The sequence below is a fragment of the Pseudomonas sp. GW821-FHT01A09 genome (assembly GCF_058986725.1).
In genome coordinates, this window is the sequence record NZ_JBYSWB010000004.1 from 181,013 (window position 1) to 205,945 (window position 24,933).

Annotated in this window: 20 protein-coding genes; 12 read left to right on the forward strand and 8 right to left on the reverse strand. The window is 62.8% G+C overall.

Going from position 1 to position 24,933, the window contains the following annotated elements:
• Positions 1–56: 56 nt before the first annotated feature.
• Positions 57–599 (reverse strand): oligoribonuclease, encoded by a 543-nt coding sequence (gene orn / locus AC3WJP_RS06960; RefSeq protein ID WP_493720503.1) that lies wholly within the window; start codon positions 597–599, stop codon positions 57–59.
• Between the two features lie 160 nt (positions 600–759).
• Here orn and rsgA point away from each other — a divergent pair, with 160 nt between their 5' ends.
• On the forward strand, positions 760–1,791 hold the full coding sequence (gene rsgA / locus AC3WJP_RS06965; RefSeq protein WP_493720502.1) for a small ribosomal subunit biogenesis GTPase RsgA: 1,032 nt from the start codon (positions 760–762) through the stop codon (positions 1,789–1,791).
• Positions 1,792–1,904: 113 nt separating this feature from the next.
• Here rsgA and motB read toward each other — a convergent pair whose 3' ends face one another.
• On the reverse strand, positions 1,905–2,909 hold the full coding sequence (gene motB, locus AC3WJP_RS06970; protein WP_493720501.1) for a flagellar motor protein MotB: 1,005 nt from the start codon (positions 2,907–2,909) through the stop codon (positions 1,905–1,907).
• Between the two features lie 3 nt (positions 2,910–2,912).
• Positions 2,913–3,764 (reverse strand): flagellar motor stator protein MotA, encoded by an 852-nt coding sequence (gene motA, locus AC3WJP_RS06975; RefSeq protein ID WP_493720500.1) that lies wholly within the window; start codon positions 3,762–3,764, stop codon positions 2,913–2,915.
• Between the two features lie 148 nt (positions 3,765–3,912).
• Here motA and AC3WJP_RS06980 point away from each other — a divergent pair, with 148 nt between their 5' ends.
• From AC3WJP_RS06980 to yccS, 10 genes are all read left to right on the forward strand, one after another.
• Positions 3,913–5,433, forward strand: a complete 1,521-nt coding sequence (locus AC3WJP_RS06980) for an HDOD domain-containing protein (RefSeq protein ID WP_493720499.1) — start codon at positions 3,913–3,915, stop codon at positions 5,431–5,433.
• Positions 5,434–5,478: 45 nt separating this feature from the next.
• Positions 5,479–6,294 carry a rhodanese-like domain-containing protein gene (locus AC3WJP_RS06985; RefSeq protein WP_493720498.1) on the forward strand — a complete coding sequence of 272 codons (816 nt, stop codon included), beginning with the start codon at positions 5,479–5,481 and terminating at the stop codon, positions 6,292–6,294.
• A 3-nt stretch (positions 6,295–6,297) separates the two neighbouring features.
• Positions 6,298–7,167: an archaetidylserine decarboxylase gene (gene asd / locus AC3WJP_RS06990; RefSeq protein WP_493720497.1), complete on the forward strand. Its 870-nt coding sequence runs from the start codon at positions 6,298–6,300 to the stop codon at positions 7,165–7,167.
• A 208-nt stretch (positions 7,168–7,375) separates the two neighbouring features.
• The gene (locus AC3WJP_RS06995) at positions 7,376–9,154 is read left to right on the forward strand and encodes a cyclic-di-GMP receptor FimW-related protein (RefSeq protein WP_493720496.1); all 1,779 of its coding nucleotides are present in this window, start codon (positions 7,376–7,378) and stop codon (positions 9,152–9,154) included.
• Positions 9,155–9,176: 22 nt separating this feature from the next.
• Entirely contained in the window at positions 9,177–10,619 is a 1,443-nt protein-coding gene (locus AC3WJP_RS07000; protein ID WP_493720495.1) for a TldD/PmbA family protein, read from the forward strand.
• Positions 10,619–11,950: a TldD/PmbA family protein gene (locus AC3WJP_RS07005; protein WP_493720494.1), complete on the forward strand. Its 1,332-nt coding sequence runs from the start codon at positions 10,619–10,621 to the stop codon at positions 11,948–11,950. The genes AC3WJP_RS07000 and AC3WJP_RS07005 overlap by 1 nt, the downstream gene beginning before the upstream one ends.
• Before the next feature lie 112 nt (positions 11,951–12,062).
• Positions 12,063–13,487: a multidrug transporter subunit MdtD gene (mdtD, locus tag AC3WJP_RS07010; protein WP_493720493.1), complete on the forward strand. Its 1,425-nt coding sequence runs from the start codon at positions 12,063–12,065 to the stop codon at positions 13,485–13,487.
• A 60-nt stretch (positions 13,488–13,547) separates the two neighbouring features.
• Positions 13,548–14,927, forward strand: coding sequence for an ATP-dependent RNA helicase DbpA (dbpA, locus tag AC3WJP_RS07015; protein ID WP_493720492.1), 1,380 nt, complete (start codon positions 13,548–13,550; stop codon positions 14,925–14,927).
• A gap of 116 nt (positions 14,928–15,043) precedes the next feature.
• The gene (locus tag AC3WJP_RS07020) at positions 15,044–16,222 is read left to right on the forward strand and encodes a BaiN/RdsA family NAD(P)/FAD-dependent oxidoreductase (RefSeq protein WP_493720491.1); all 1,179 of its coding nucleotides are present in this window, start codon (positions 15,044–15,046) and stop codon (positions 16,220–16,222) included.
• 175 nt (positions 16,223–16,397) lie between these two features.
• Positions 16,398–18,584 carry a YccS family putative transporter gene (yccS, locus tag AC3WJP_RS07025; RefSeq protein ID WP_493720490.1) on the forward strand — a complete coding sequence of 729 codons (2,187 nt, stop codon included), beginning with the start codon at positions 16,398–16,400 and terminating at the stop codon, positions 18,582–18,584.
• A gap of 9 nt (positions 18,585–18,593) precedes the next feature.
• Here the strand turns inward: yccS and AC3WJP_RS07030 are convergent, their stop codons facing one another.
• The 4 genes from AC3WJP_RS07030 to AC3WJP_RS07045 all read right to left on the reverse strand — a co-directional run bounded on the left by AC3WJP_RS07030 (position 18,594) and on the right by AC3WJP_RS07045 (position 22,628).
• Positions 18,594–19,364: a substrate-binding periplasmic protein gene (locus AC3WJP_RS07030; protein WP_493720489.1), complete on the reverse strand. Its 771-nt coding sequence runs from the start codon at positions 19,362–19,364 to the stop codon at positions 18,594–18,596.
• Between the two features lie 238 nt (positions 19,365–19,602).
• Complete coding sequence (locus tag AC3WJP_RS07035) at positions 19,603–19,899, reverse strand: winged helix-turn-helix domain-containing protein (RefSeq protein WP_493720488.1); 297 nt, start codon at positions 19,897–19,899, stop codon at positions 19,603–19,605.
• Between the two features lie 19 nt (positions 19,900–19,918).
• Positions 19,919–20,425 carry a M48 metallopeptidase family protein gene (locus AC3WJP_RS07040; protein WP_493720487.1) on the reverse strand — a complete coding sequence of 169 codons (507 nt, stop codon included), beginning with the start codon at positions 20,423–20,425 and terminating at the stop codon, positions 19,919–19,921.
• Between the two features lie 82 nt (positions 20,426–20,507).
• Positions 20,508–22,628: a putative bifunctional diguanylate cyclase/phosphodiesterase gene (locus AC3WJP_RS07045; RefSeq protein ID WP_493720486.1), complete on the reverse strand. Its 2,121-nt coding sequence runs from the start codon at positions 22,626–22,628 to the stop codon at positions 20,508–20,510.
• A 458-nt stretch (positions 22,629–23,086) separates the two neighbouring features.
• Here AC3WJP_RS07045 and AC3WJP_RS07050 point away from each other — a divergent pair, with 458 nt between their 5' ends.
• A complete protein-coding gene (locus AC3WJP_RS07050; RefSeq protein WP_493720485.1) occupies positions 23,087–23,758 on the forward strand; it encodes a polysaccharide lyase family 7 protein in 672 nt (223 codons plus the stop codon).
• Between the two features lie 71 nt (positions 23,759–23,829).
• Here AC3WJP_RS07050 and fba read toward each other — a convergent pair whose 3' ends face one another.
• Positions 23,830–24,894 (reverse strand): class II fructose-bisphosphate aldolase, encoded by a 1,065-nt coding sequence (fba, locus tag AC3WJP_RS07055; protein WP_493720484.1) that lies wholly within the window; start codon positions 24,892–24,894, stop codon positions 23,830–23,832.
• Positions 24,895–24,933 lie beyond the last annotated feature (39 nt).

A 24,933-nucleotide genomic window follows, 5' to 3' on the forward strand; every position in this document is an offset into this window, starting at 1 on the left:
CTCTGGATGTTGTCTGGCAGATTTTCGGGGGCGAGACCCCTCGCTACAGGTGATGGTCAGAACTTGATGAAATGCTTGCGGTAATGCTGCAGCTCGGCGATCGACTCGCGGATGTCGTCCAGCGCCAGGTGGGTGCTGCCCTTGTGGAAGCTGTCCTTGACCTCTGGCGCCCAGCGCGCGGCCAGCTCCTTGAGAGTCGAGACGTCGAGGTTGCGGTAGTGGAAGTAGTTCTCCAGCCCACGCATGTGGCGATACAGGAAGCGCCGGTCCTGGCAGATGCTGTTGCCGCAGATCGGCGATTTGCCCTTGGGCACCCACTGCTCCAGGAAGGCGATGGTCTGCGCCTCGGCCTCGGCCATGCTGATGGTGCTTTCGCGTACGCGCTGGGTCAGGCCCGAGCCGCCGTGCTGGCGGGTGTTCCACTCGTCCATGCCGGCGAGGATCTCGTCGCTCTGATGAATGGCGATCACCGGCCCTTCGGCCAGGGTGTTGAGCTCGCTGTCGGTGACGATGGTGGCCATTTCGATGATGACGTCGTGGTCAGGATCGAGGCCGGTCATTTCCAGGTCGATCCAGATGAGGTTCTGCGGGTTTTGCATGGTAAGGCTCCTCGGCGTAGCTGCGCAGTTTAGCCTAGCCGGGCGTGCTAAACTCGCCGCCGTTTCGATCATTACTGCGGTTTTTGTCACTGCATGCTCGCAGGCGAGCGCTTCATCGATTCGCTTTTGCTCCTCAAACTGCTCTTCACGTGGAAGTCCCATGGCCAAACGCCAGCTAAACCGCCGCCAAAACTGGCGCATCGAAAAAATCCAGGGTGAGCGCGCCGCACGTGCGGCCAAACGCGAATCTCACACGCTGGAAACGCTGGAAGGCGGCGAGCTGGGCCCCGAGCAAGTGGGCCTGGTGATCGCGCACTTCGGCGTGCAGGTCGAGGTGGAGGCACGTGAAGGCGAGCTGATCGGCCAGGTCTTCCGCTGCCACTTGCGGGCCAACCTGCCCGCGCTGGTGACCGGCGACCAGGTGGTCTGGCGCGCCGGCAACCAGGGCATCGGCGTGATCGTCGCGCAGTTGCCACGCAATACCGAGCTGTGCCGGCCCGACAGCCGCGGCCAGCTAAAACCGGTAGCGGCCAATGTCGATCTGATCGTGATCGTCTTCGCGCCGATGCCCGAGCCCCATGCCAACCTCATCGACCGCTATCTGGTGGCCGCCGAGCATGCGGGGATTCATCCGTTGCTGCTGCTGAACAAGGCCGACCTGATCGACGAGCATAACGCTCCGGCGCTCAACGCCTTGCTGGCGGTGTATCGACAGCTGGGTTATCCGCTGCTGGAAGTGTCGGCGCACCACGGCGACGGCATGCAGCAACTGCAGGCGCGCCTGGATGGCCACATCAGCGTGTTCGTGGGGCAATCGGGGGTGGGCAAGTCATCGCTGGTCAACAGCCTGCTGCCGGAGGTGCAGACCCGTGTCGGGCCGCTGTCGGAGCTGTCCGGTCAGGGCACCCACACCACCACCACGGCGCGGCTGTTCCACTTCCCGGGCGGCGGCGAGCTGATCGACTCACCGGGTATTCGCGAATTCGGCCTGGGCCATGTCAGCCGGGCGGATGTCGAGGCGGGGTTCATCGAGTTCGCCGACCTGCTCGGCACTTGCCGCTTCCGCGACTGCAAGCATGATCGCGAGCCTGGCTGTGCGCTGCTCAAGGCGCTGGAGGATGGGCGGGTGCAGCAGCAGCGGATGAACAGCTATCGCTCGATCATCGCCAGTTTGCCGCAGGAATCCTACTGATCACCGCAATTCAGTGTGGCGAGGGGGCTTGCTCCCGATAGGCCTTGGCTGACCCGACTCGGTGTGTCAGTGCCGGCCTATCGGGGCAAGCCCCCTCGCTACAGGGTTGATGATTACGGCGAAGTACCCTTCAGCGGCCCGTTATCGAAGATATTGACCTTCTGCCGTACCTGATTCGGCTGCACGGGCGGGCCTGGCTCGATCGAGGCGCCCGGCTGGCCTGGTGCTGGCTTGGCCGGCGCCGCCTCTTTGCCGTCATCCTGCCCCTGCTCGCCTTCGATGGCTTTCTCGGCCTTCTTGGTCAAGACCACGATGTCGATACGACGGTTGATCGGGTCCATCGGGTTCTTGCGATCGAACAGCGACGACGAGGCAAAACCCACTACCCGCGCGACCTGATCGTCCGGATAACTGCCCGCCACCAAGGCACGCCGTGCGGCGTTGGCACGGTTGGCCGAAAGCTCCCAGTTACCCATGCCATTGGCATTGTTGTACGCCGTGGCGTCGGTATGGCCGCTGATGCTGATCTTGTTCGGCACCGCCTTGATGGTGTCGGCCATGGCCAGCAGGATGTCTTCGAAATACGGTTTGAGGCGCGCGCTGCCGAGGTCGAACATCGGCCGATTGTCGGCATCGGTGATCTGGATGCGCAAGCCTTCCTGGGTGATCTCGAACAGGATCTGGTCCTTGAACTTGGCCAGTTGCGGGTTCTCGTCGACCTTGGTCTGCAATTCCTGCAGCAGCAGTTCAAGGCGTTGCTTCTCGACCGCCTCGTCGTTCTTGCTGGTGTTGTCCTGGGTATCGTTCTTCTGGGTCTCGGGCTTGGCCGGGGACACTTCCTGCTCGGGATTGAGCGTGGAATCCGGCGCCAGCTGTGGCGAACCGCCGAGATCGATCACATAGGGCGAGCCACTTTCGGTAAAGCCGATCGGGTCCTTGAAATAGCCGGCAATGGCGATCTTCTGCTCCGGCGTGGCGTTGGACAGCAGCCACAGCACCAGGAAGAACGCCATCATTGCCGTAGCGAAGTCGGCGAAGGCGATTTTCCAGGCGCCCCCGTGGTGTCCGCCACCGAAGCGCTTGACGCGCTTGATGATTATGGGCTGGTTGTTCTCCATGGATCAGCGACCGCGAACCGCTTGCTCCAGCTCGGCAAAGCTGGGGCGGTGGGCTGGATACAGCACCTTGCGACCGAACTCCACGGCCAGCGACGGCGGCATGCCCGAGGCAGAAGCCACCAGTGAGGCCTTGATCGCCTCGTAGACGTTGACCTCTTCCTTGGCATCATGGGCCAGGCACTGGGCCAACGGGCCGAAGAATCCATAGGCCGCCAGAATACCGAGGAAGGTACCCACCAGCGCGGCCCCCACGTGGCCACCGATCGCCGCCTTGTCACCGTCGCCCAGCGACGCCATGGTCACCACGATCCCCAGTACCGCCGCGACGATACCGAAGCCCGGCAGGCCATCGGAAATACCGGTTACCGCGTGGGACGGGTGCTCGAGCTCTTCCTTCATGCTGAGGATTTCCATGTCGAACAGGCCTTCGAGCTCGTGGGGAGCCATGTTGCCGGATGACATGATGCGCAGGTAATCGCAGATGAACGCAGTCATGCGCTCATCCTTGAGGATGGTCGGATACTTGGCGAAAATCGGGCTGGCCGAAGCGTCTTCGATGTCCGCTTCGATGGCCATCATGCCTTCACGACGACTCTTGTTGAGAATCTCGTAGATCAGGCTGAGAATTTCGAGGTAAAAAGCATGGGTGAACCGCGAGCCGAACATCTTCAAGGCTTTCTTGAAGACGTGCATGGTCATGTAGCCCGGGTTGGACTGCAGGAATGCGCCCAGCGCCGCGCCGCCAATGATCATCACCTCGAAAGGCTGAATCAGTGCTGCGATTTGACCGTGGGACAGCACGTAACCACCTAGCACACTAGCGATTACGACGATGATGCCGATGATTTTAGCCATAGGTTAGCAAACACTTACGAAGTCGTGGACGGGGCTGGGCACAAGCAATTTAGTTCAGATGCCCTACTTATCGGCAGAGGTGCGCCAGACTATAGTTAGTCGACATGAAAAACCAGTTTGCCCCCTCCCGCATGCCAGTGAAGTGCCCATGCCACCGCAGACACCCCGTACGCTACAAGCCTGGATCAAGCTGCTCAACAGCATTCGCCTGCCGGTGCCGCGTCTGGCCCACGAGCGGGTCAGCAGCGCGATCAACGATAGCAACCGCTCGATGCGTGAGATCGCCGAACGCATGCAGGATAGCCCGGCGCTGGTGCTGAGCGTGATCCGCGAAGCCAACATGGCGGTCAGCAACGGGCTGGTGGAGCCTGCCGAGAGCCTGGAAGTCGCCATCAATCGCCTGGGCCTCAAGCGCACCGGCGAGTTGTTGCGCTCGTTGCCGGCCGTTGAACCAGCGGACCTGCCAGTGGCCCTGCGCCAGCTGCAAATGATCAGCCTGCACGCCAGCCAGCAGGCCAATGGCCTGTTCGCCGCGCGGCTGGCGCGCCTGTGGCAGGAGATCCACTGGGGCAGCCTGTTGTTTCTCTCGCCATTGTGGCCGTTGGCGATCAGCCACCCCAAGCTGCTCGAAGAGTGGGAGCTGCGGGTGATCCACAAGAACGAACCGGTGGCCAAGGTCGAGCTCGAACTGTTCGGCATCCGCCTGCTGGAGCTGTGCCAGGCCCTGGCCGAGCTGTGGCGCCTGCCGCTGTGGATCATCCAGGGCTATCGCCTGCTGCAGACCGAGCGGCGGCAACTGGTACGCGTCATGCACATCGCCCGGCACCGCGAACTGGGCCTGCAACAACAGCAGGAACTCGACAGCGACCCGGAGCTGCGACGCTGGCTCAACCAGCCCGCCAATACCGTGCTGCTGGCCAACGGTCTGGCGCTGTCGGCGCAACAGGCTTGGGACAGCCCGCACAACACCCGCTGGCAGTACCTGACCTGCCTGTACCTGCAAATGCCGTTGGGCGATCTGCAACAGCAGGTGCACCAGCAAGCCGTCACCAGTGCCCAGAACCACGCCGGCCCGGGCATCTGGCACCCGGCGACCGCCTTGCTCTGGCCGTGGGATCAACGCCGGGTGCACAAGGGCATGGTCGCCGCAGCGGCGCCTAGCGCCCATGACCTCAAGCGCTGGAGCAAATTCTGCACCGAGCTGCTGGCCGAACCGAGCCGCTTCAACAATGCCATGGAGCTGACCAACTGGGCGCGCGATGCGCTGGTGGCGAGCGGCATGAGCCGCGTCATGATGCTGATGACCGACAAGGCCATGAGCCAGCTGCGCGTCCATCAGATTGCCGGCTTGCCGGAGCCTTCGGCGCAGCTGACCCTGAACATCGACCACAGCACCCTGCTGCAGCACCTGACGCGCCAGGCCGGACAAGTCCGTATCACTCTGGAGAACCACGACCAGTACTGGCCCAAGCTGCCCGCCAGCCTGCGCACCCTGTTCCGCGGCGATAACCTGCTGGTGCGCTCGCTGGTGAGCAACGGCCGGGTGGTCATGATCCTGCTGGCCGATCAAGGCGGCGGGCCGTTTTCCGAGATCACCGTGCAGGCCTTCGGCAAGACCGCACAATGCATCGAACGCGCCCTGACCACCTTTAGCAACCGCAGCCGCTGATGCTTGCGTTACAATCGCGGCTTTCCCTCGACGTGGTGATTGCACATGCCTGATTTCTCCGGTTTGCCGCTGGTCATAGAGCCTTGCGAACTGCAGGAGCGCCTGGATGCACCGGGCCTGATTCTGGTCGACCTCTCCAGCGCGGCACGCTACCAGGCCGGGCATATCGCGGGCGCCCATTTCGTCGATCCCAAGCGCACCCAGCTGGGGCAAGCGCCCGCTCCGGGTCTGCTGCCCACCCAGGCGGCGCTCGAAGCGCTGTTCGGCGAACTCGGCCACAACGCCGAGGCCACCTATGTGGTCTACGACGACGAAGGCGGCGGCTGGGCCGGACGGTTCATTTGGCTGCTGGATGTCATCGGCCACACGCGCTATCACTACCTCAATGGCGGCATGCTGGCCTGGGAAGCGGAGCGACTGCCACTGTCCAGCATGACCCCGAGCCCTGCCGGTGGCCCAGTCTCGCTCACGCTGCACGATGCCCCTACCGCGACCCGCGAGTACCTGCAAAGTCGCCTGGGCGCTGCCGATGTGGCTGTCTGGGATGCCCGCGGCCCGCTGGAGTACTCCGGCGCCAAGGTGCTCGCGGCCAAGGCCGGACATGTCCCCGGCGCCATCAATTACGAATGGACGGCCGGCATGGACAAGGAGCGCTCCCTGCGCATTCGCCAGGACATCGCTACCGTGCTCGTCAGCCTCGGCATCACCCCCGAGAAAGAAGTCATCACCCACTGCCAGACCCACCACCGCTCGGGCTTCACCTACCTGGTGGCCAAGCACCTGGGTTACCCGCGCGTCAAAGGCTATGCCGGATCATGGGGCGAATGGGGCAACCACCCCGACACCCCGGTCGAAGTTTAAGGAATGTCCATGAAATCTCGCTTGTTCATCATCTGCCAGTACTTGCTGCCCCATCACCTGCTGTCGCGTCTGGCGGGCTGCGTCGCCGAATGCCGTGCGCCCTGGTTCAAGAATGCCTTCACCCAATGGTTCGCCAAGCGCTATCAGGTCAACATGTCCGAAGCGCTGGTCGAGGACGTCACCGCCTACGAAAACTTCAACGCCTTCTTCACCCGCGCGCTGAAGCCCGACGCGCGCCCACTGGACCCGACACCCGCAGCCATCCTCTGCCCGGCCGACGGCGCCATCAGCCAACTGGGCCCCATCGAGCACGGCCGCATCTTCCAGGCCAAGGGCCACAGCTTCAGCGTGCTCGAGCTGCTGGGTGGCGACCAGGCCAACGCCGCGCCGTTCATGGGCGGCGAGTTTGCCACCGTCTATCTGTCGCCCAAGGATTATCACCGCGTGCACATGCCGCTGGCCGGTACCCTGCGGGAAATGGTCTACGTGCCGGGGCGGATCTTCTCGGTCAACCAGACCACCGCCGAAAACGTCCCCGAGCTGTTTGCCCGCAATGAGCGCGTTGTCTGCCTGTTCGACACCGAACGCGGGCCGATGGCCGTGGTGCTGGTAGGCGCGATGATCGTGGCCTCGGTCGAGACCGTGTGGGCCGGGCTGGTGACGCCACCCAAGCGCGAGCTGAAGACGTTCCGCTACGACGAAGCCGCGCGGGCACCGATCCATCTGGAAAAGGGCGCCGAACTGGGCCGTTTCAAGCTGGGCTCGACCGCCATCGTGCTGTTTGGCCCAGAGCAGGTAAAATGGGCGCATTCTCTGACGGCCGGTTCGCCGGTGCGGATGGGCCAGGGCCTGGCATCGCCTGCCCGGCCATGAGCCCCCAGCAGGCCCTGCACAGGTGCCGGGCCGTAATGAACGAAACGATCGCACGGATCTCAAATTGCCATGTAGCATCAGTGATCCTGCGATGCGCTCGCAATACTGCTAGAGTCCCTGCGATAGGCCGGTTGATCGAGCGCTGTGCGCCCGCTCGTCCGGGTCGCTATTTGCACGTGGAGCTGCAATCAATACCAGGAATTGAGTGATGTCACGCCCCAGCCCCCACCTGTTGTTGCGCGCACCGACGCCATCGCAGTTGAGCCTGAGCTTCTGCGAGGCGAACCCGCGCGAGCTCAAACGCTGGATTGCCGCGCTACCGAAGGCAAACATCGGGGAAATGGCGCGGCAGTTGTACCAAGGCATGGCCGAACTCAATCAGCTGGTCACCCCCAGTGAAAACCGCGTGCAACTGCTGGAACTGCTGCGGCCCGAGGTCTATTACGTCTGCAAGCACCTGGAGCGGCACTTCCTCAATCAGGCCATCGTTCTGGATGAGCGCGCGCGCAAGGTCGCCAATCTGTGCCAGGCCCTGCAAAACCAACTGGCCATCGGCTACAAGCAGATCATCGTCGATATCGTGCCCAAACTCGGCAAGGACCGCGTGCAACTGCTCGCCGTGGCCATCCAGCGCGCGCTGCACTGCCTGAACGGCCCGCTGGTGCGCGCCAGCCTGCTGTACTGCCCGGTCCCTGAGGGCCTGTGGCTCGAACTGCACCAGCTTTATCAGATAGCCCGCGAGCACAAGGTGCAAAACACCCTGGTCGCTGATCAACTGGCGCTGGCGACGCGCAGCATGACCCCGGAGCAGACCTACGCCTGCGCCTTGCTGCTGGGCAGTTCGCGCTGCAACCAGATGCGCCAAAGCGCCATTTCCAAGCTGGCCGAGGCCCTGGAAGCCTGGAGCGCTCTGGTCAGGTTCCAGCCCGCCAGCGAGCCGTCGAGCCTGTTCGCCATTGCCCCCGGCGTCGACGGCCCGCCGCGCTACAAGACCCTGTTCACCGACGAGCAAGTGGCCAACCTGCCCGGCCTGGACCCGCAACCCCTGGCCGCAGCGATCAAGACCTACCTCGAGCTACCCGCCGAACAGCGCAGTCAATCCAGGCTGTCGATGCCCAACGGCATCAGCAGCGACCTGCTGCAACTGGTCGCGGCGGCCTGGGGCGACGTGGCCGAGCGCACCTTTCAGCGCACCCCCGGCCAGGGCACCTTGACCCTGTGCGTGGGCATGAGCTCGTTGCACTACCACCTCGGCGGCGAGCGCTCGTTCAGCGATATCCTGCGGCGCCCGGCCGGCCGTGCCGCAGAGTTCGGCGCCGTGACGACGCCGGACACCTGGGGCCATGCGTTCGATGCCGAGAAGATGAGCTCGGGCTTCGAAGAGATCCAGTACAGCCAGCCGGGCGCGGCCGGCGAGAGCGTCAACAGCGCCAGCACCACGGAGGACTACCCCACCTACGTGCTGCAGATCGTCAATCACAGTCCGGGCGGTTACTGCCTGGCCTGGTTGAAAGACGTGCCGGCGCAGTTGCAGGCCGGCGAGATGGTCGGCATTCAAGACGCGCCTTCCCAGGGCTGGAGCATCGCCGTGGTGCGCTGGGTGCGCCAGGTGCGCAGCGGCGGCACGCAAATGGGCATCGAACTGGTCGCCCCCAATGCTCAACCGTGCGGACTGCAACTGGTGCGCACCAATGAGCCCAACAGCCAATACCTGCGCGGCCTGCTGCTGCCGGAAATCCGCGCCATCGATATCCCCGCCACCCTGCTGGCACCGCGCCTGCCCTTTCAGGAGGGCAACAAGGTGGTGATCAACACCAACGGCGACGAAAGTCGCGCCGGCCTTGGCAAGCGTGTCGCCAGCACCGGCAGCTTCAATCAGTTCGAATACCGCGCCCTCGAGCAACCGGCTGATCCGGGCAGCGTCCCGGGCACCACGGGCGGTGCAGCGCCGGAAGATGATTTTGATTCGCTATGGAAAGACCTGTAGCCATTCGCCAAAGGAGCCAAGCATGTTCGACTTCACCGCGTCACTCAGGCAGCGCTTCGCCGCCCTGAGCACGGGCGCGGAGTTCTTCTCGCTTCGCTACGTGCGTCGATCGCGCCAGTATCTGTCGGTGCGCAAGAATATCGCCGAACCGCCCAGCCTGAGTCTCGATGAAGGGGTGATGCTGACCGTGCGGGTCAACGGCGTCGAGGCCTACGCAGCCACTCCTGATCTCTCCCTGCAAGGCCTGCAGCAGGCGCTCAGCCGCGCCGAGCAGCAGGCGCGCGCGATCAAGCCCCACGCCCTGCTCGATCTGACCACCCAGGAGGTCGCGCAAGGGCGTTTCGACTACAGCTCACCCGGTATCGAAACGCCGTTTGCGTCCCTGAGCGATTGCTATGCACTGCTGGCCGCCGAGTCCGCCGCCGTCCCCGCGCATCGCCATCTGGTGAGCTGGCAAGCCAGCCTCGGGCTCAGTGACGTCGAGCAGATCTACCTCAACAGCGCCGGCGCCGAGATCCGTCAGGCCTGGCGTTTCGTGTACCCCGGCATCAGCGTCACCGCCCACGACGGCCAGGACACCCAGTCACGCAGCCTTGGCCGGGAGAACTTCGGCCAGCAGGGTGGCACCGACGTGATCCAGCGCTGCGGGCTGCAAGGCGCCGCGGCACGGGTCGCCGATCAGGCCCTGCAACTGCTGGCTGCGCCCAATACCCCCGAAGGCCCGCGCGACTTGCTGTTGCTGCCGGATCAGATGGCCCTGCAGATACACGAGTCGATAGGCCACCCGCTGGAGCTCGACCGCATCCTGGGCGACGAGCGTAACTACGCCGGCACCAGCTTCATCAAGGTCGAGGACTTCGGCCACCTGCAATATGGCTCGCCGCTGCTCAATGTCACCTTCGACCCCGACATCCCCGAGCAACTGGCCAGCTACGGCTTCGACGATGACGGCACCCCGGCCAGCAAGGAATTCCTGATCCGTGATGGCGTACTGGTGCGCCCCTTGGGCGGCGCGCTGTCCCAGCACCGCAGCGGCATGACCGGGGTCGCCAACAGCCGCGCCTGCAGCTGGAACCGCGCGCCCATCGACCGCATGGCCAACCTCAACATCGAGCCCGGCGACCAGCCGCTGGAACGCCTGATCGGCGACATCGAGCACGGCATTCTGATGGCCACCAACCGCTCCTGGTCGATCGACGACGCCCGCAACAAATTCCAGTTCGGCTGCGAATGGGGCCAGTTGATCGAAAACGGCGAGCTCAAAGGCGTGGTCAAGAATCCCAATTATCGCGGCATTTCCGCACAGTTCTGGCGCAACCTCAGCGCCGTGGGCGATCTGAGCACCTTTGAGGTACTAGGCACCCCCAACTGCGGCAAGGGTGAGCCCAACCAGGTGGTCAACGTCGGCCACGCCTCGCCGGCCTGCGTATTCAGCCAGATCGACGTGTTTGGAGGCGATGCCTGATGCATAACGAATCCTTCGCCCATTTTCAGGCCCTGGTGCATTGGCTCGGCGAGTCGGTCGATGCCCCGGCGCACTTCACCTTCGGCTACAACGCCGAGGCCTCGGATTTCATCCGTTTCAATCATGCTCAGGTGCGCCAGGCCGGGCATGTGACGCAGATTGAGGTCGACCTCAAACTCATCGACAACGGCCGCCAGGCCACCTTGCACCTGGCCTTGAGCGGCCACCTGGGCGTCGATCGCCAGCGTCTGGCCGACGCCCTGCGCTCGTTGCGGGCGACCTTGCCGCTGTTGCCGGCCGATCCTTATCTGCAACTCAACAACGACGATTGGCAGAGCCATATGGTGCTCGAACAGCCGTTGCCCGATGCCAACGCGGTAGTGCAGCAGATCTGCGCCGCTGCCGGCGGCCTCGACCTGGTGGGCATTTATGCCGCCGGCCCGATCAGCCGCGGCTTCGCTAACTCCCACGGCGCCGTCGGCTGGCATCAGGCCAACAGTTTCAATCTGGACTGGAGCCTGTTCCACGCCAATGGTGAAGCGGTCAAGGCCAACTACGCCGGCCAGCGCTGGCAGCAGGTGGCCTTCGAATCGCGCCTCGAGGCCGCGCGCCAGCAACTGCAACACCTGACCCAGCCGCTCAAAAGCCTGCAGCCCGGCCGTTACCGCGCCTACCTCGCGCCAGCGGCCGTAGACGAACTGGTCGGCATGCTCAGCTGGGGTGGTTTTTCCGCCCAGGCCATCGCCAGCAAGAACAGCCCCCTGCAGCGCCTTTACGAAGGCGATCAGCAACTGAGCCCGCTGGTCACCCTCAGCGAACAGGTCAGCGGCTCCTTGAGCCCGAGCTTTTCCGAAGAGGGCTATCCGCGCGACGACCTGGTGCTGATCCGCCAGGGACGTGCCGGCGAGCGCCTGGTCGATTCCCGCAGCGCCAGCGAATACGGTCTGCAATGCAACGGCGCCGGCGGCGGTGAATACCCCAGCGCGCTGGAGATGGCCGCCGGCGATCTGCGCCAGCAGGACATCCTGCAACGTTTGGGTACCGGGCTGTACATCAGCAACCTGTGGTACCTCAACTACTCGGACCTGCCTGCCGCGCGGATGACCGGCCTGACGCGATTCGCCACCTTCTGGGTCGAAGACGGCCGCATTCAGGCGCCGGTAAGCACCATGCGTTTCGATGACAGCCTCTATAGCTTGTTCGGTGAACAGCTGGAAGCCTTGACCGTAGAGCGCGAGATGATGCTTTCCACCAGTACTTACAGTGAACGACGGACGTCTTCGAGCCATCTGCCGGGGGCGCTGATCAAAGCCATTACCTTGACCCTGTAGCGAGGAGGCTTGCCTGCGATTCGGTGTATCAGGCCCTCTAGGGTGCCCCGGCCATTTTTCGGGGGCAAGCCCCCTCGCTACCTTTGTGCTTCCAACAAGACCAAGAGCCAACATGCCCACAAAACCACCGCTCGACCCCGTCACCGCCCGCTGGCTGCCCTGGGTGGTGGCCATCGCGTTCTTTATGCAATCGCTGGACGGCACCATTCTAAACACCGCATTGCCGGCCATGGCCCGCGATCTGGCGGAAAATCCGCTGCGCATGCAGTCGGTGGTGATCGCCTACATGCTCACGGTAGCCCTGCTGATCCCCGGTTCCGGGTGGATTGCCGACCGGTTCGGCACCAAGAAGGTGTTTTTCAGCGCCATCTTCTTGTTCAGCCTCGGTTCGCTGGCTTGCGCCCTCTCGCACACGCTCGACGTGCTGGTGATCTCGCGCGTTCTGCAAGGGCTGGGCGGCGCGCTGATGCTGCCGGTGGGGCGGCTGGTGGTGCTGCGCACTTATCCGCGCTCGGAGTTGGTGCGCATCCTCAGCTTCATCACCGTACCCGGCCTGCTCGGCCCGCTGATCGGGCCGACGCTGGGCGGCTGGATGGTGCAATACCTGACGTGGCACTGGATCTTCCTGATCAACCTGCCCGTGGGCGCGATCGGCTGCTGGGCGATCTGGAAGATCCTCCCGGACCTGCGCGGCAGCACCCGCACCGCCTTCGACGGCGTCGGCTTCCTGCTGTTCGGCGCGGCCATGGTGCTGATCACCATTGCCATGGAAGGCCTGGGCGAACTGCACCTGCCACACCTGCGAGTGATGCTGCTGCTGTTCGCCGGCATGGCGTGTCTGGCGGCGTACTGGCTGCGCGCCGGGCACATCGACAATCCGCTGTTTTCGCCGACGCTGTTCCGCACCCGCAGTTTCGCCGTGGGCATCCTCGGCAACCTGTTCGCACGCCTGGGCGGTGGTGCTCTGCCGTTCCTGGTGCCGCTGTTGCTGCAAGTGGCCATGGGCTATTCGCCGTCCGAAGCCGGGATGAGCATGATTCCCCTGGCGGCGGCGGCGATGGTTGCCAAGTCGATCGCCAAGCCGCTGATCGAGCGATTCGGCTACCGGGTCATCCTCACCGGCAACACCTTACTGCTGGGCTTGCTGCTGTGCAGCCTCGGTCTGGTCACGCCGGCGACGCCCTATGGCTTGCTGCTGGTGCAGCTGGCAATGCTCGGGGCGGTCAACTCGATGCAGTTCACGGCGATGAACACCGTGACCCTGATCGACCTCGACGACGCCGACGCCAGCAGTGGCAACAGCCTGCTGTCAGTGGTCGCGCAACTGGCCATGAGCCTGGGCGTGGCCTGCGCCGGAGCGCTGCTCGGCGGGTTCAGCACTTCGGTGGGCATCGACGGCACCACCACCGTGGAGGCCTTCCACCTGACATTCTTGACCATCGGCATCATGACCATGCTGGCGGCGGCGATCTTCGCCCAGCTGTCGAACAAGCCCAGCAGCGGGACGCCCCGTAAGGAAGCGGAAATCGAAGCATAGGGTCATGGGTCACGGGCTGTTACACTACGCGACATTTTGCTTTTTTTGCAGGGCCGTCCCGTGACCAACACCGCTTTCAACACTTTGCCGCTGTCTGCCGGCATGCTGGCTAACCTCGAATCGCTCGGTTATGCCCAGATGACGCCAATCCAGGCGCAGAGCTTGCCGGTGATCGTCAAGGGCCTGGACCTGATCGCCCAGGCCAAGACCGGCAGCGGCAAGACCGCCGCGTTCGGGATCGGCTTGCTGAACCCGATCAATCCGCGCTACTTCGGCTGCCAGGCGCTGGTGCTGTGCCCGACCCGCGAGCTGGCCGACCAGGTGGCTAAGGAAATCCGTCGCCTGGCGCGCTCCGAAGACAACATCAAGGTGCTGACCCTGTGCGGCGGCGTGTCCTTCGGCCCGCAGATCGCCTCGCTGGAGCACGGCGCGCACATCATCGTCGGCACCCCCGGGCGCATCCAGCAGCACCTGCGCAAGGGCTCGCTGGTGCTCGACGGCCTCAACACCCTGGTGCTGGACGAAGCCGACCGCATGCTCGACATGGGCTTCTACGACGCCATCGCCGACATCATCGAGCAGACCCCGGCGCGCCGTCAGACCTTGCTGTTCTCGGCCACCTATCCGGTCGGCATCAAGCAGCTTTCGTCCAAGTTCATGCGCGATCCGCAGCAGGTCAAGGCCGAATCGCTGCATGCCGACAGCCAGATCGAGCAGCGTTTCTACGAAATTTCCCCGGACGAGCGCATGAGCGTCGTGACCAAGGTGCTGGGGCACTTCCGACCGCAGTCCTGCGTGGCGTTCTGCTTTACCAAGCAGCAGGTCCAGGAAACGGTCGAGCACCTGGTAGCCAAGGGTTTCAGCGCCGTGGCCTTGCATGGCGATCTGGAACAGCGTGATCGCGATCAGGTCCTGGCGATGTTCGCCAACCGCAGCACCTCGGTGCTGGTGGCCACCGATGTCGCCGCCCGCGGGCTGGATATCGATGCCCTGGACATGGTCATCAACGTCGAGCTGGCGCGTGATTCGGAAATCCATATTCACCGCGTCGGCCGTACCGGGCGTGCGGGCGAAAGCGGCATGGCCATCAGCCTGGTAGCGCCGTCGGAAGCGCATCGCGCCCAGGCCATCGAACAGCTGCAGAAGTCGCCGCTCAACTGGGCGCCGCTGAGCGAGTTGGTGTCCAAGGGAGGCGCGCCGTTGTTGCCGCCGATGTCGACCCTGCTGATCGGCGCCGGGCGCAAGGACAAGGTACGCCCCGGGGACATTCTCGGCGCCTTGACCGGTGACGCCGGGATCGCTGGCACCCAAGTGGGCAAGATCGCTATTTTCGACTTTCAGGCCTATGTGGCGGTGGAACGCGATGTGGCCAAACAGGCGGTACAGCGCCTCAATAGCGGCAAGATCAAGGGTCGTTCGCTGAAGGTGAAGATTCTCTGAACGCCTGTGGCGATGGGGCTTGCCGCCGATTCGGTGTGTCAGGTGCACCTCGGTATGTTGGCTATTTTCGGGGGCAAGCCCCCTCGCTACAGTGATTTTTTCTGGAGAACTCCGCAGTGCGCTTTACCGAAGTCATCATCATTGGCGCGGGTGCCGCCGGCCTGATGTGCGCCCTGAGCGCCGCTCAACGCGGCCGTCAGGTGCTGTTGCTGGATCACGCCAACAAGGCCGGCAAGAAAATCCTGATGTCGGGAGGTGGGCGCTGCAATTTCACCAACCTGTACACAGAACCGAGCAATTTTCTCTCGCAGAATCCGCATTTCTGCAAGTCGGCCCTGGCGCGCTACACCCAATGGGACTTCATCGCACTGGTGGCCAAGCACGGTGTGCCTTACCACGAGAAGAAACTCGGCCAGCTGTTCTGTGATAACAAGTCCAGCGACATCCTCGAGATGCTGCTGAACGAGTGCAGCGATGCCAAAGTCGATCTTCGCCTGGACACCAATGTGGAATCGATCGAAAAAACCGAAAGCGGCTACCGACTCGCCACCAGTGCCGGCGAGTTCGCTTGCCAGTCGCTGGTGATCGCCACCGGCGGCCTGTCGATTCCTACCCTCGGCGCCACCGGCTTCGGCTTCCAGATCGCCCGGCAATTCGGCCACAGCGTGCTGCCGACCCGCGCGGGTCTGGTGCCTTTCACCATCACCGATCAGTTGAAATCGCTGTGCACCGAGCTGTCCGGCACCTCGGTGGACTGCGTGGCCAGTTGCAACGACCGGAGCTTTCGCGAGAACTTGCTGTTCACTCATCGCGGGCTCAGCGGCCCGGCGATTCTGCAGATTTCGTCGTTCTGGGAGCCGGGCGACAGCATCGAGCTGAATCTGCTGCCAGATGTCGATGCCCTGGACTGGCTGACGCAGCAGCAAGCCGAGCGCCCCAACAGCGAGCTCAAGACGCTGCTGAGCGAGGTTTTCACCAAGAAGATGGCCACGCTGCTGGCCGACCTGTGGTTCGAGTCGCGGCCGATGAAGCAGTACACCCCGGCGCAACTGGCTGAAATTGCCGGGCAATTGGGAGCCTGGCGCCTGGTACCGGCGGGGACGGAGGGCTATCGCACAGCCGAGGTGACCCAGGGCGGTGTCGATACCCGTGAGGTGTCGTCCAAGACCATGGAATCGCTGAAAAGCCCCGGCTTGTACTTTATCGGTGAAGTACTGGACGTGACCGGACATCTGGGTGGCTTCAACTTCCAGTGGGCCTGGGCCTCGGGGTACGCGGCGGCGCAGTATGTTTGATGATCTTCCTGTAGCGAGGGGGCTTGCCCCCGATTCGGTGGATCAGGCACTCCGAGGTGTCTCGATCATTTTTCGGGGGCAAGCCCCCTCGCTACATGTGGGATTTTTTCTGTATCGGCCCTACTGCTGCCTCCATTAAGATAGCTCCCTCTGCCCCACTGGTTCGCCCCACCCCATGGCATCGACCTCTTTTCGCCAGACCCTGCGCCGCGTATGGGCGCTCGACAAGTTCAGCTATAGCGTGCGGGTATTCATCGCCCTGACCGGCAGCATGGCGCTGTGCTGGTGGCAGAACGAGATGCGCTTGCTGATCCCGTTGTTTCTGGGGATTATCGCCAGCGCTCTGGCCGAGACAGACGACAACTGGCAAGGCCGTCTGACCGCCCTGATAGTGACGCTACTGTGCTTCAGCGTAGGCGCACTGGCGGTAGAGCTGTTATTTCCCTATCCAATCCTGTTCGTCTGCGCCCTGGCGGTGGCGGCCTTCGCCCTGACCATGCTCGGCTCGCTGGGCGAACGCTACGGCGCCATCGCCTATGCCACGCTGATCCTCTCGGTGTACACCATGATCGGTGTCGACCAGCGCGGCGGCGAGGTCACGGATTTCTGGCACGAGCCCATGTTGCTGGTCGCGGGTGCCGGCTGGTACGGCATGCTCTCGGTCCTGTGGCAGGCGCTGTTCTCCAACCAGCCGGTGCAGCAGAGCCTGGCCCGACTGTTCCGCGAGCTGGGCCAATACCTCAAGCTCAAGTCCTCGCTGTTCGAACCCATCCGCGGCCTCGACATCGAAGCCCGGCGTTTGGAGCTGGCCAAGCAGAACGGCCGCGTGGTGGCGGCGCTCAACGCCTCCAAGGAAATCATCCTGCACCGGGTCGGCAGCACGCGGCCGGGGTCCAAGGTAAGCCGCTACCTGAAGCTGTACTTTCTGGCCCAGGACATCCACGAACGGGCAAGCTCCTCGCACTACCCCTACAACGCCCTGACCGAAGCGTTTTTTCATAGCGATGTGCTGTATCGCTGCCAGCGCCTGCTGCGCCAGCAAGGGGCGGCGTGCCGGCGCCTGTCGGAGTCGATCCAGCTGCGCCAGCCGTTCAACTACGACGCCAACTTCGCCGAGGCGCTGGACGATCTGCACGCCTCGCTGAATTTCCTTCGCGAGCAGAACAATCCGGCCTGGCGCGGACTGCTGCGCTCGCTGCGGGCCCTGGCCAACAACCTTGCAACCCTGGATCGCCTGCTCAGCGACGCCAGCAACCCGGACAAACTGGCGGACAACACCGACAGCAGCCTGCTGGATCGCTCGCCACGGGGATTGAAGGACTATTGGGCACGCATCCGCCAGAACCTCACGCCCACCTCCCTGCTGTTCCGCCATGCCTTGCGCCTGCCGCTGGCGCTGGTCATCTGCTACGCCATGGTGCATTTGATTCACCCCAACCAGGGCTACTGGATCATGCTCACCACGGTATTCGTCTGTCAGCCGAGCTACGGCGCCACGCGGCGCAAGCTGGGACAGCGGATCCTCGGGACCGCCGTGGGCCTGACCATCGGCTGGGCGCTGTTCGATCTGTTCCCCAGCCCGCTGGTGCAGTCGCTGTTCGCGATCCTCGCGGGGCTGGTGTTCTTCGTCAATCGCACCACCCGCTACACCGTGGCCACCGCCGGTATCACGCTGATGGTGCTGTTCTGCTTCAACCAGACGGGCGACGGCTACGGGCTGTTCCTGCCGCGGCTGTTCGATACCCTGATCGGCAGCCTGATCGCCGGCATGGCGGTGTTCCTGTTCCTGCCCGACTGGCAGGGTCGCAAGCTCAACAAGGTGCTGGCCAACACCCTTACCTGCAACAGCATCTATCTGCGCCAGATCATGCAGCAGTATGCGCAAGGCAAGCGCGACGACCTCGCCTACCGCCTGGCCCGGCGCAACGCGCACAACGCCGACGCCGCGCTCTCCACCACATTGGCCAACATGCTGATGGAGCCAGGGCACTTTCGCAAAGAAGCCGACGTCGGCTTCCGCTTTCTGGTGCTGTCCCACACCCTGCTCAGCTATCTGTCGGGCCTGGGCGCACACCGCGGCACCGAACTGCCGGAGCCGGTGCGCAGGCATCTGATCGAGGGCGCAGGGGAGACGCTGTCAGGCAGCATCGACGAAATCGCCAACAGCCTGGTCAACAAGACCGCGGTGGCGGTGCACAGCGATGCCGAAGAAGCGCTGGCCAACGAGCTGGAGCAGATGCCCGACGAAATCGATGAAGGCCAGCGCCTGGTGCAAAGCCAGTTGGCGATGATCTGCCGGCAACTTGGCCCCTTGCGGACCATGGCGGCGCATTTGATCAAGGAACACGAGAAGGCTGCCTGAGCCGCAGCGCTACATGCCGTAATCGTGCATCAGCCGGGCGTAGCTGCCATCGGCTTTCATCGAGGCGATGGCCGAGTCGAAGCCGGCGACGATCTGGTCATGCTGAGGATTTTTCAGGCTGACCAGGATGTGCAGGGTGTTTTCCGTCAGCGGCTGGCCGAAAAATTCGACGGCGCCGCGCACTTTCGGCGACTCCTGCTGCAGGTAGTAGCGCGCAACGTATTCGTCTTCGAGGGTGAGGTTGACGCGACCGGCGGCGAGCATGCGCACGGCCATCGAAAAATTGTGCACAGGCACTTTGGTGATTTGCTCGTCGGCATCGAAACCAGGGGAGTAGGCGTAATCACGGACCACCGCCACGGACTGACCATGCAGCGTATTGATATCGCCCTGAAACCCGAGAGTGTCGCCCTTGCGCCGCACCAGGCGGATACGGTTGATCAGATAGGGCGCGGAAAACTGGCCAAGATGGGTACGATCATCGCTGAACCAGGCGTTGACCAGCACGTCGTAGCGCCCTTCGCCCACACCCTGCAGGGCACGCGCCCAAGGCACCTGTTCGAATTGCGTGGCGTAGCCGGCCCGCACCAGTGCCCGGGTGACCAGGTCGGTCGCCAAACCGCCATTGACCATGGTCGCGTCAGTGAAAGGCGGCCAGGCGTCAGCCACCAATCGGAGCGTCTGCGCCTGGGCCGCCGGCATCTGCAACATCAGCCCCAGCAGGCATGGCACCAACAAACCCAATCCCAGTGAACAACAGGCTCGATGCAAACGCCCCATGCTCTTGATCCTATCAACGGGCCCGCGCCCTGCGTTGTCTTTGTCCACGGGCCAGTCGGCCCAGGGGAATCGATGCACCGGGTAGCCAACCCAGATTACACAAAGAACAACGCGCGAGCATAGCCCGGTGATGGCAATTAGCCGGGGACTGAGACAATTTCGTTACATTAATGCCCGAGGGTCGGTGATAGACCATCTTTCAGGACAGCTAGTAAGCGCCGGCCCCTATTGCCCTCGTTCAGGGATAGCCCAGCACCGCCTTGATGCCGGCCAAGTTGGCCTCGATCCATTGTGGCTGCACTGCGCCCCAGTCACGAATGCGGTAGCAACCGGCGTTCTGCCGCGCGCCATCGCCCTGCTCGAACTCGCAGACGATGTCGAGATCGGCCAACGCTGCGATGGTGTCCTGAGCCGTGCGCCGCGGCATCCCAGTGACCTCGGTGAGCGCCGGGACACTGCTGGCCGTTTGGCTATCGATGAGCCAGGCCACGTACAAGCGGCGATAAAAGCTGGTTTTGGTCTTGCTCACATCCATTGCGAAAGCCTTTTTGGGGTCAGGGCCGGTCGGGCGCCGGAAGATCGCGAAAGGTGAGGTACAGGCGCAGGTCGAACTCCAGCTGCTGGTAGCCGGGCTGCATGTACTCGCACAGTTGATAAAAGGCCTTGTTGTGGTCCGACTCCTTGAGGTGCGCGAGCTCATGCACCACGATCATGCGCAGGAATTGCGGGTCGGCATCGCGAAACAGCGAGGCGATGCGGATTTCCTTCTTGGCCTTGAGCTTGCCACCTTGCACCCGCGAAATGGCCGTGTGCAGGCCCAGCGCGCGGTGGGTCAGGTCCAGGCGATTGTCGAACAGCACCTTGTCGATATTCGGCGCATTGCGCAGGTGTTCCTGCTTCAAGCCTTGGGCGTAACTGTACAGCGCCTTGTCGCTCTGCACGTCGTGGCGCTGAGAATAGCGCTGGCGCAGATAATCCCCCAGGCGATCCTGAGCGATCATCTGGCGGACCTGTTCTTGCAGCGATGAGGGATAGGCTTGCAGATACTTCAAAGGATTCATTGCGCGATGACTGGCCGAGGATCAGCCGTCAGTCTACCGGGGCGAGCGCCACTGCGCATCGCCCCTGACTCTTGCCGCGCGCCTAGTGCAACGCCCACCGGAACGGCTCGGAAAACTGCCCGGCATCAGCCGAGGTCATCGGCCTGGCCACCACGAAACCCTGCACGAACTGGCAGCCGTTGTCTCGCAGCCACTGATATTGCTCGTGGGTTTCGACACCCTCGGCGATAACCGTGATATCGAAGGCCAGGCACATTTCGATGATGCCCTTGGCCATCGCCGCGTCGTGCGCCGAATCGGGCAGGCGGGAAATCAGTTGGCGATCGAGCTTGAGGGTATCGATGGGCAGGTCGCGAAGCATTTTCACCGAGCAGTTGCCACTGCCGAAATCGTCCAGGGCAATCTTCACCCCCAGGCTGTGGAGTTGCTGCAGTTGTTCCCGGGCATGCGCCGGGTTGTGCATGAGCGACGCCTCGACCACTTCGATTTCCAGCTGATCGGCACACAGATGATTGTCGGCAATGGCTCGCTGCAACTCGGTCACCAGGTTGGGCATGCTGAACTGCGCGTTGCTCAAGCTGATGCTGAGCACCAACTCCTTGCGAAAGGTGGCATTCCAGGCGCTGCGCTGCGCCGCGCCTTGCTGATAGATCCAGCTGGTCAGCCGGCTGATCAGCCGTGCCTCCTCCAGCAGCGGAATGAACAGACCGGGCGGCACATCGCCGACGCTGGGGTGCTGCCAACGCAGCAACGCCTCGAAACCGCGCAAACGCCCATCGGCAATCGAGACTTGCGGTTGATACACCAGGGAAAAGTCATGATTCTCGATGGCCATGGCCACGCTTTCTTCGAGCAGCATCCGCGAACGTGCACGAACGTTCATGTCTTGATCGTAATAACGATACTGCTGACGCCCCGCCTGCTTGGCGGCATACATGGCGATGTCGGCGGCACGCATCAAACCGTCAAGATGATGGCCGCTCTCGGGGTAAGTGGCGATACCGATGCTCACCCCGAGGGAAACCTCGATGCCGTCGATTTCCTGCAAGGTTGCCACCCGCTCCATGATCTTTTCCGCGACCTTGGCGGCCTGCTCGGGGTATTCGAGGGTATCCAGCAACGCGGTGAACTCGTCACCGCCCATGCGCGCGATGATGTCATAGGGCCGCAAGCACTCCTTGAGTTGCTCCGCGACCCAGCGCAGTACCCGATCTCCGGCGTCATGGCCATGGGTATCGTTGATGCGCTTGAAACCATCCAGATCCAGATAAAGCAGGGCCTGGGTCTTGTCCTGACGCTCGTTGCGCACCAGCGCGCTGTCAACGGTCTGATAGAAGCCGCGACGATTGAGCAGCCCGGTCAGCGGATCGGTGACGGCCTGGTATTCCAGCTGCTGGTGCAGGTTGCGCACCACCGACATGTCCTGCACCGTCACCACCATGGCTTTCTGCTCGAGGGGCAGCGGCGCGCAGGAGAGCGCGACGGGAATCTGCTGCCCGGCGTGGTTGCGCAGAAAGGCGTCATGGATGCGCAGGGTGTCGCGCAGGCTGTAGGCGCGGAAGAAATCCGACTCCTCCCACACCAGCGGCGCCGGTTTTTGTACGTGCTCTTGCAGGAAGCTGCCTTGCAGCTCCGCCAGGGTAGCGCCCAGCAACCGGGATATCGCCGGATTGGCGAAACGGATCGAGCCGTTTTCGGAGACCACCAGAATGCCCTCGGCGGCGTTTTCCAGCACCGACTGATTGAACGCACGTTCGGCTTCGAGATCGCGGGTCAGGCGCTGCAGGTCGCGGCGGTTGCGCTGTTGCTCGAGCAGGGCCTGAACCTTGGGCCGCAGAATCTGCGGATCGAAAGGTTTGAACAGATAGTCGATGGCGCCGTTGGCATAGCCTTTGAGCACTGCGGCCTGGGATTGCTCGTTGGCGGTCAGAAAGATGATCGGCGTGAGCTTGGTCCGCTGGCTGCCGCGCATCAAGCGCGCCACCTCGAAACCGTCCATGCCGGGCATCTGTACATCCAGCAGCACCAGATCGACTTCCTGTTCGAGCAATACGCCCAATGCCTCGACGCCTGACGCAGCCGTGACGACCTGCCAGTCCTGACGCTCGAGCAGCGCCCGCATGCTGATCAGGTTTTCAGGGTAATCGTCGACGACGAGCAGGGTCGATCCACCTTCAGTATTTTTGGGTTGCGCGCATTCCATGCTGCTTCTCTTGTGTTGAGGGCCAGTCGGCTTACATCGGCGCCTTCTATCAAGCGTATCCGTGTCTTTACGGTATCAGCCTTAGCGGCCAGTGCAACATCGATAAAAAGCGAGATTCCGTACCACGCAAACCGCTAAAGGCGCCCAGAGGGAGGCGTTTTCGCGGGTTAAAGCTTTCTCTGACTCTAGACCCTTATGGACCGGCGCGTCAGCCAAATAGTGCCATCATTGGCGCTCAAAAACTGACGCCCGATAAACGGTCAGGCGATTGACACTCTGTAATCAAAGGCTTACACGAGGTCGACAAACGGCTGGCGCCATCATAATGGCGAACGCTCGTCAAATCGATATTCTAGGTCCTGTGGAAAAGACGCCGCCTCTGACAACTCTCGACGCGGCAAGTTCGAATTTTATATCCGGCGTCCGTGCCGCCATAAATTAACCATATAGGTAGTCCAATGATCGATTTATCCACCTGGAACCTCAGCATTCCCGTCGGCAGCGTCGCTACCACCGTTGATACCCCGACACTGGTCAAGGGCTTCAAAGACGAATACTTCCATGCCGACACCGGCACCCTGTTCTTCTGGGCACCGGTCACGGGCAGCAAGACCGCCAGCGCCATCTACCCTCGCAGCGAGCTGCGCGAGACCAATCCCGACGGCTCCGTGCACAATTGGCTGTATACCGCCGCCGATAACACCTTGACCGCCACCATGATGGTCAACCAGGTACCGTCGTCCGGCAAAGTCGTGATCGGCCAGATCCACGTCAACGGCAGCAACGAGCCACTGCTGAAAGTGGAATACCAGTACAAGGAAAAACTCGGCACCGGCAACATCGTCGCCAAGTTGCGGCAGACTCCCGGCCAGGATGACCCAACCGTCATCACCATCGCCACCGGCGTGCCGATGAAGAAGAACCTCAACTACATGATCCACCTGACCAAATCCGGCACCTTGAGCGTGACCGCCTACAACTTCAAGTGGAACACCAAGGTCGACCCGGCCTGGGCGGTCAAGCCGCTGTACTTCAAGGCTGGCGTCTATGTTCAGGACAACACCGGATACGCCACCGAAGGCGGCTCGACTTCCTTCTCCAAACTGGTGATCGGTCACACCCAGGGTTAAGGAAAATCGAGGCATGGACGTTTCAAATAAAAAACCCCGCACTTCGCGGGGTTTTTTTAGGCCTGCAGGAATCAGTTGACCTTGGCGGCCAATTCACCCGAGACATAACGCTGGAACATGCCTTCCAGAGAGATCGGCTTGATCTTGGAAGCGTTGCCTGCGGTGCCGAAGGCTTCGTAACGAGCGATACACACGTCACGCATGGCCTTCACGGTTTCAGAGAAGTATTTGCGCGGGTCGAACTCGCTCGGGTTTTGCGCCATGAAGCGGCGGATCGCACCGGTGGAGGCCAGACGCAGGTCGGTATCGATGTTGACCTTGCGCACACCGTACTTGATGCCTTCGACGATTTCTTCGACCGGCACGCCGTAGGTCTCTTTGATCTGACCACCGTACTCGTTGATGATCGCCAGCCAGTCCTGAGGTACCGAGGACGAACCGTGCATCACCAGGTGGGTATTGGGGATGCGCTTGTGGATTTCCTTGATGCGGTCGATCGCCAGGATGTCACCGGTAGGCGGCTTGGTGAACTTGTAGGCGCCGTGGCTGGTACCGATGGCGATGGCCAGGGCATCGACCTGCGTCTTCTTGACGAAATCGGCCGCTTCTTCAGGGTCGGTCAGCATCTGGCTGTGGTCGAGGATGCCCTCGGCGCCAACGCCGTCTTCTTCACCAGCCTGACCGGTTTCCAGCGAACCCAGGCAGCCCAGCTCGCCTTCTACCGACACGCCACAGGCGTGGGCGAAGGAGACGGTCTGCGAGGTCACGCGCACGTTGTATTCGTAGTCGGTCGGGGTCTTGCCGTCGACGCCCAGGGAGCCGTCCATCATCACCGAACTGAAACCCAGCTGGATCGAACGCTGGCAGATGTCGGGGCTGGTGCCGTGGTCCTGGTGCATGCACACCGGGATGTGCGGGAATTCCTCGATCGCGGCGAGAATCAAATGGCGCAGAAACGGAGCACCCGCGTACTTGCGTGCACCCGCCGAGGCTTGAACGATAACCGGCGAATCGGTCTTGTCCGCGGCTTCCATGATTGCGCGCATCTGTTCAAGGTTGTTGACGTTGAAAGCGGGGACTCCGTAGCCGAACTCGGCTGCGTGGTCCAGCATCTGGCGCATGCTGATGAGTGCCATTGTATTTGTATCTCCCGATCCAGGGTCGTTAATCGTGCA

What these genes read in the sequence shown, in the direction of transcription:
- orn (WP_493720503.1), bottom strand. Translation starts at nt 599, where the DNA reads ATGCAAAACCCGCAGAACCTCATCTGGATCGACCTGGAAATGACCGGC.
- rsgA (WP_493720502.1), top strand. Translation starts at nt 760, where the DNA reads ATGGCCAAACGCCAGCTAAACCGCCGCCAAAACTGGCGCATCGAAAAA.
- motB (WP_493720501.1), bottom strand. Translation starts at nt 2,909, where the DNA reads ATGGAGAACAACCAGCCCATAATCATCAAGCGCGTCAAGCGCTTCGGT.
- motA (WP_493720500.1), bottom strand. Translation starts at nt 3,764, where the DNA reads ATGGCTAAAATCATCGGCATCATCGTCGTAATCGCTAGTGTGCTAGGT.
- AC3WJP_RS06980 (WP_493720499.1), top strand. Translation starts at nt 3,913, where the DNA reads ATGCCACCGCAGACACCCCGTACGCTACAAGCCTGGATCAAGCTGCTC.
- AC3WJP_RS06985 (WP_493720498.1), top strand. Translation starts at nt 5,479, where the DNA reads ATGCCTGATTTCTCCGGTTTGCCGCTGGTCATAGAGCCTTGCGAACTG.
- asd (WP_493720497.1), top strand. Translation starts at nt 6,298, where the DNA reads ATGTCCATGAAATCTCGCTTGTTCATCATCTGCCAGTACTTGCTGCCC.
- AC3WJP_RS06995 (WP_493720496.1), top strand. Translation starts at nt 7,376, where the DNA reads ATGTCACGCCCCAGCCCCCACCTGTTGTTGCGCGCACCGACGCCATCG.
- AC3WJP_RS07000 (WP_493720495.1), top strand. Translation starts at nt 9,177, where the DNA reads ATGTTCGACTTCACCGCGTCACTCAGGCAGCGCTTCGCCGCCCTGAGC.
- AC3WJP_RS07005 (WP_493720494.1), top strand. Translation starts at nt 10,619, where the DNA reads ATGCATAACGAATCCTTCGCCCATTTTCAGGCCCTGGTGCATTGGCTC.
- mdtD (WP_493720493.1), top strand. Translation starts at nt 12,063, where the DNA reads ATGCCCACAAAACCACCGCTCGACCCCGTCACCGCCCGCTGGCTGCCC.
- yccS (WP_493720490.1), top strand. Translation starts at nt 16,398, where the DNA reads ATGGCATCGACCTCTTTTCGCCAGACCCTGCGCCGCGTATGGGCGCTC.
- AC3WJP_RS07030 (WP_493720489.1), bottom strand. Translation starts at nt 19,364, where the DNA reads ATGGGGCGTTTGCATCGAGCCTGTTGTTCACTGGGATTGGGTTTGTTG.
- AC3WJP_RS07035 (WP_493720488.1), bottom strand. Translation starts at nt 19,899, where the DNA reads ATGGATGTGAGCAAGACCAAAACCAGCTTTTATCGCCGCTTGTACGTG.
- AC3WJP_RS07040 (WP_493720487.1), bottom strand. Translation starts at nt 20,425, where the DNA reads ATGAATCCTTTGAAGTATCTGCAAGCCTATCCCTCATCGCTGCAAGAA.
- AC3WJP_RS07045 (WP_493720486.1), bottom strand. Translation starts at nt 22,628, where the DNA reads ATGGAATGCGCGCAACCCAAAAATACTGAAGGTGGATCGACCCTGCTC.
- AC3WJP_RS07050 (WP_493720485.1), top strand. Translation starts at nt 23,087, where the DNA reads ATGATCGATTTATCCACCTGGAACCTCAGCATTCCCGTCGGCAGCGTC.
- fba (WP_493720484.1), bottom strand. Translation starts at nt 24,894, where the DNA reads ATGGCACTCATCAGCATGCGCCAGATGCTGGACCACGCAGCCGAGTTC.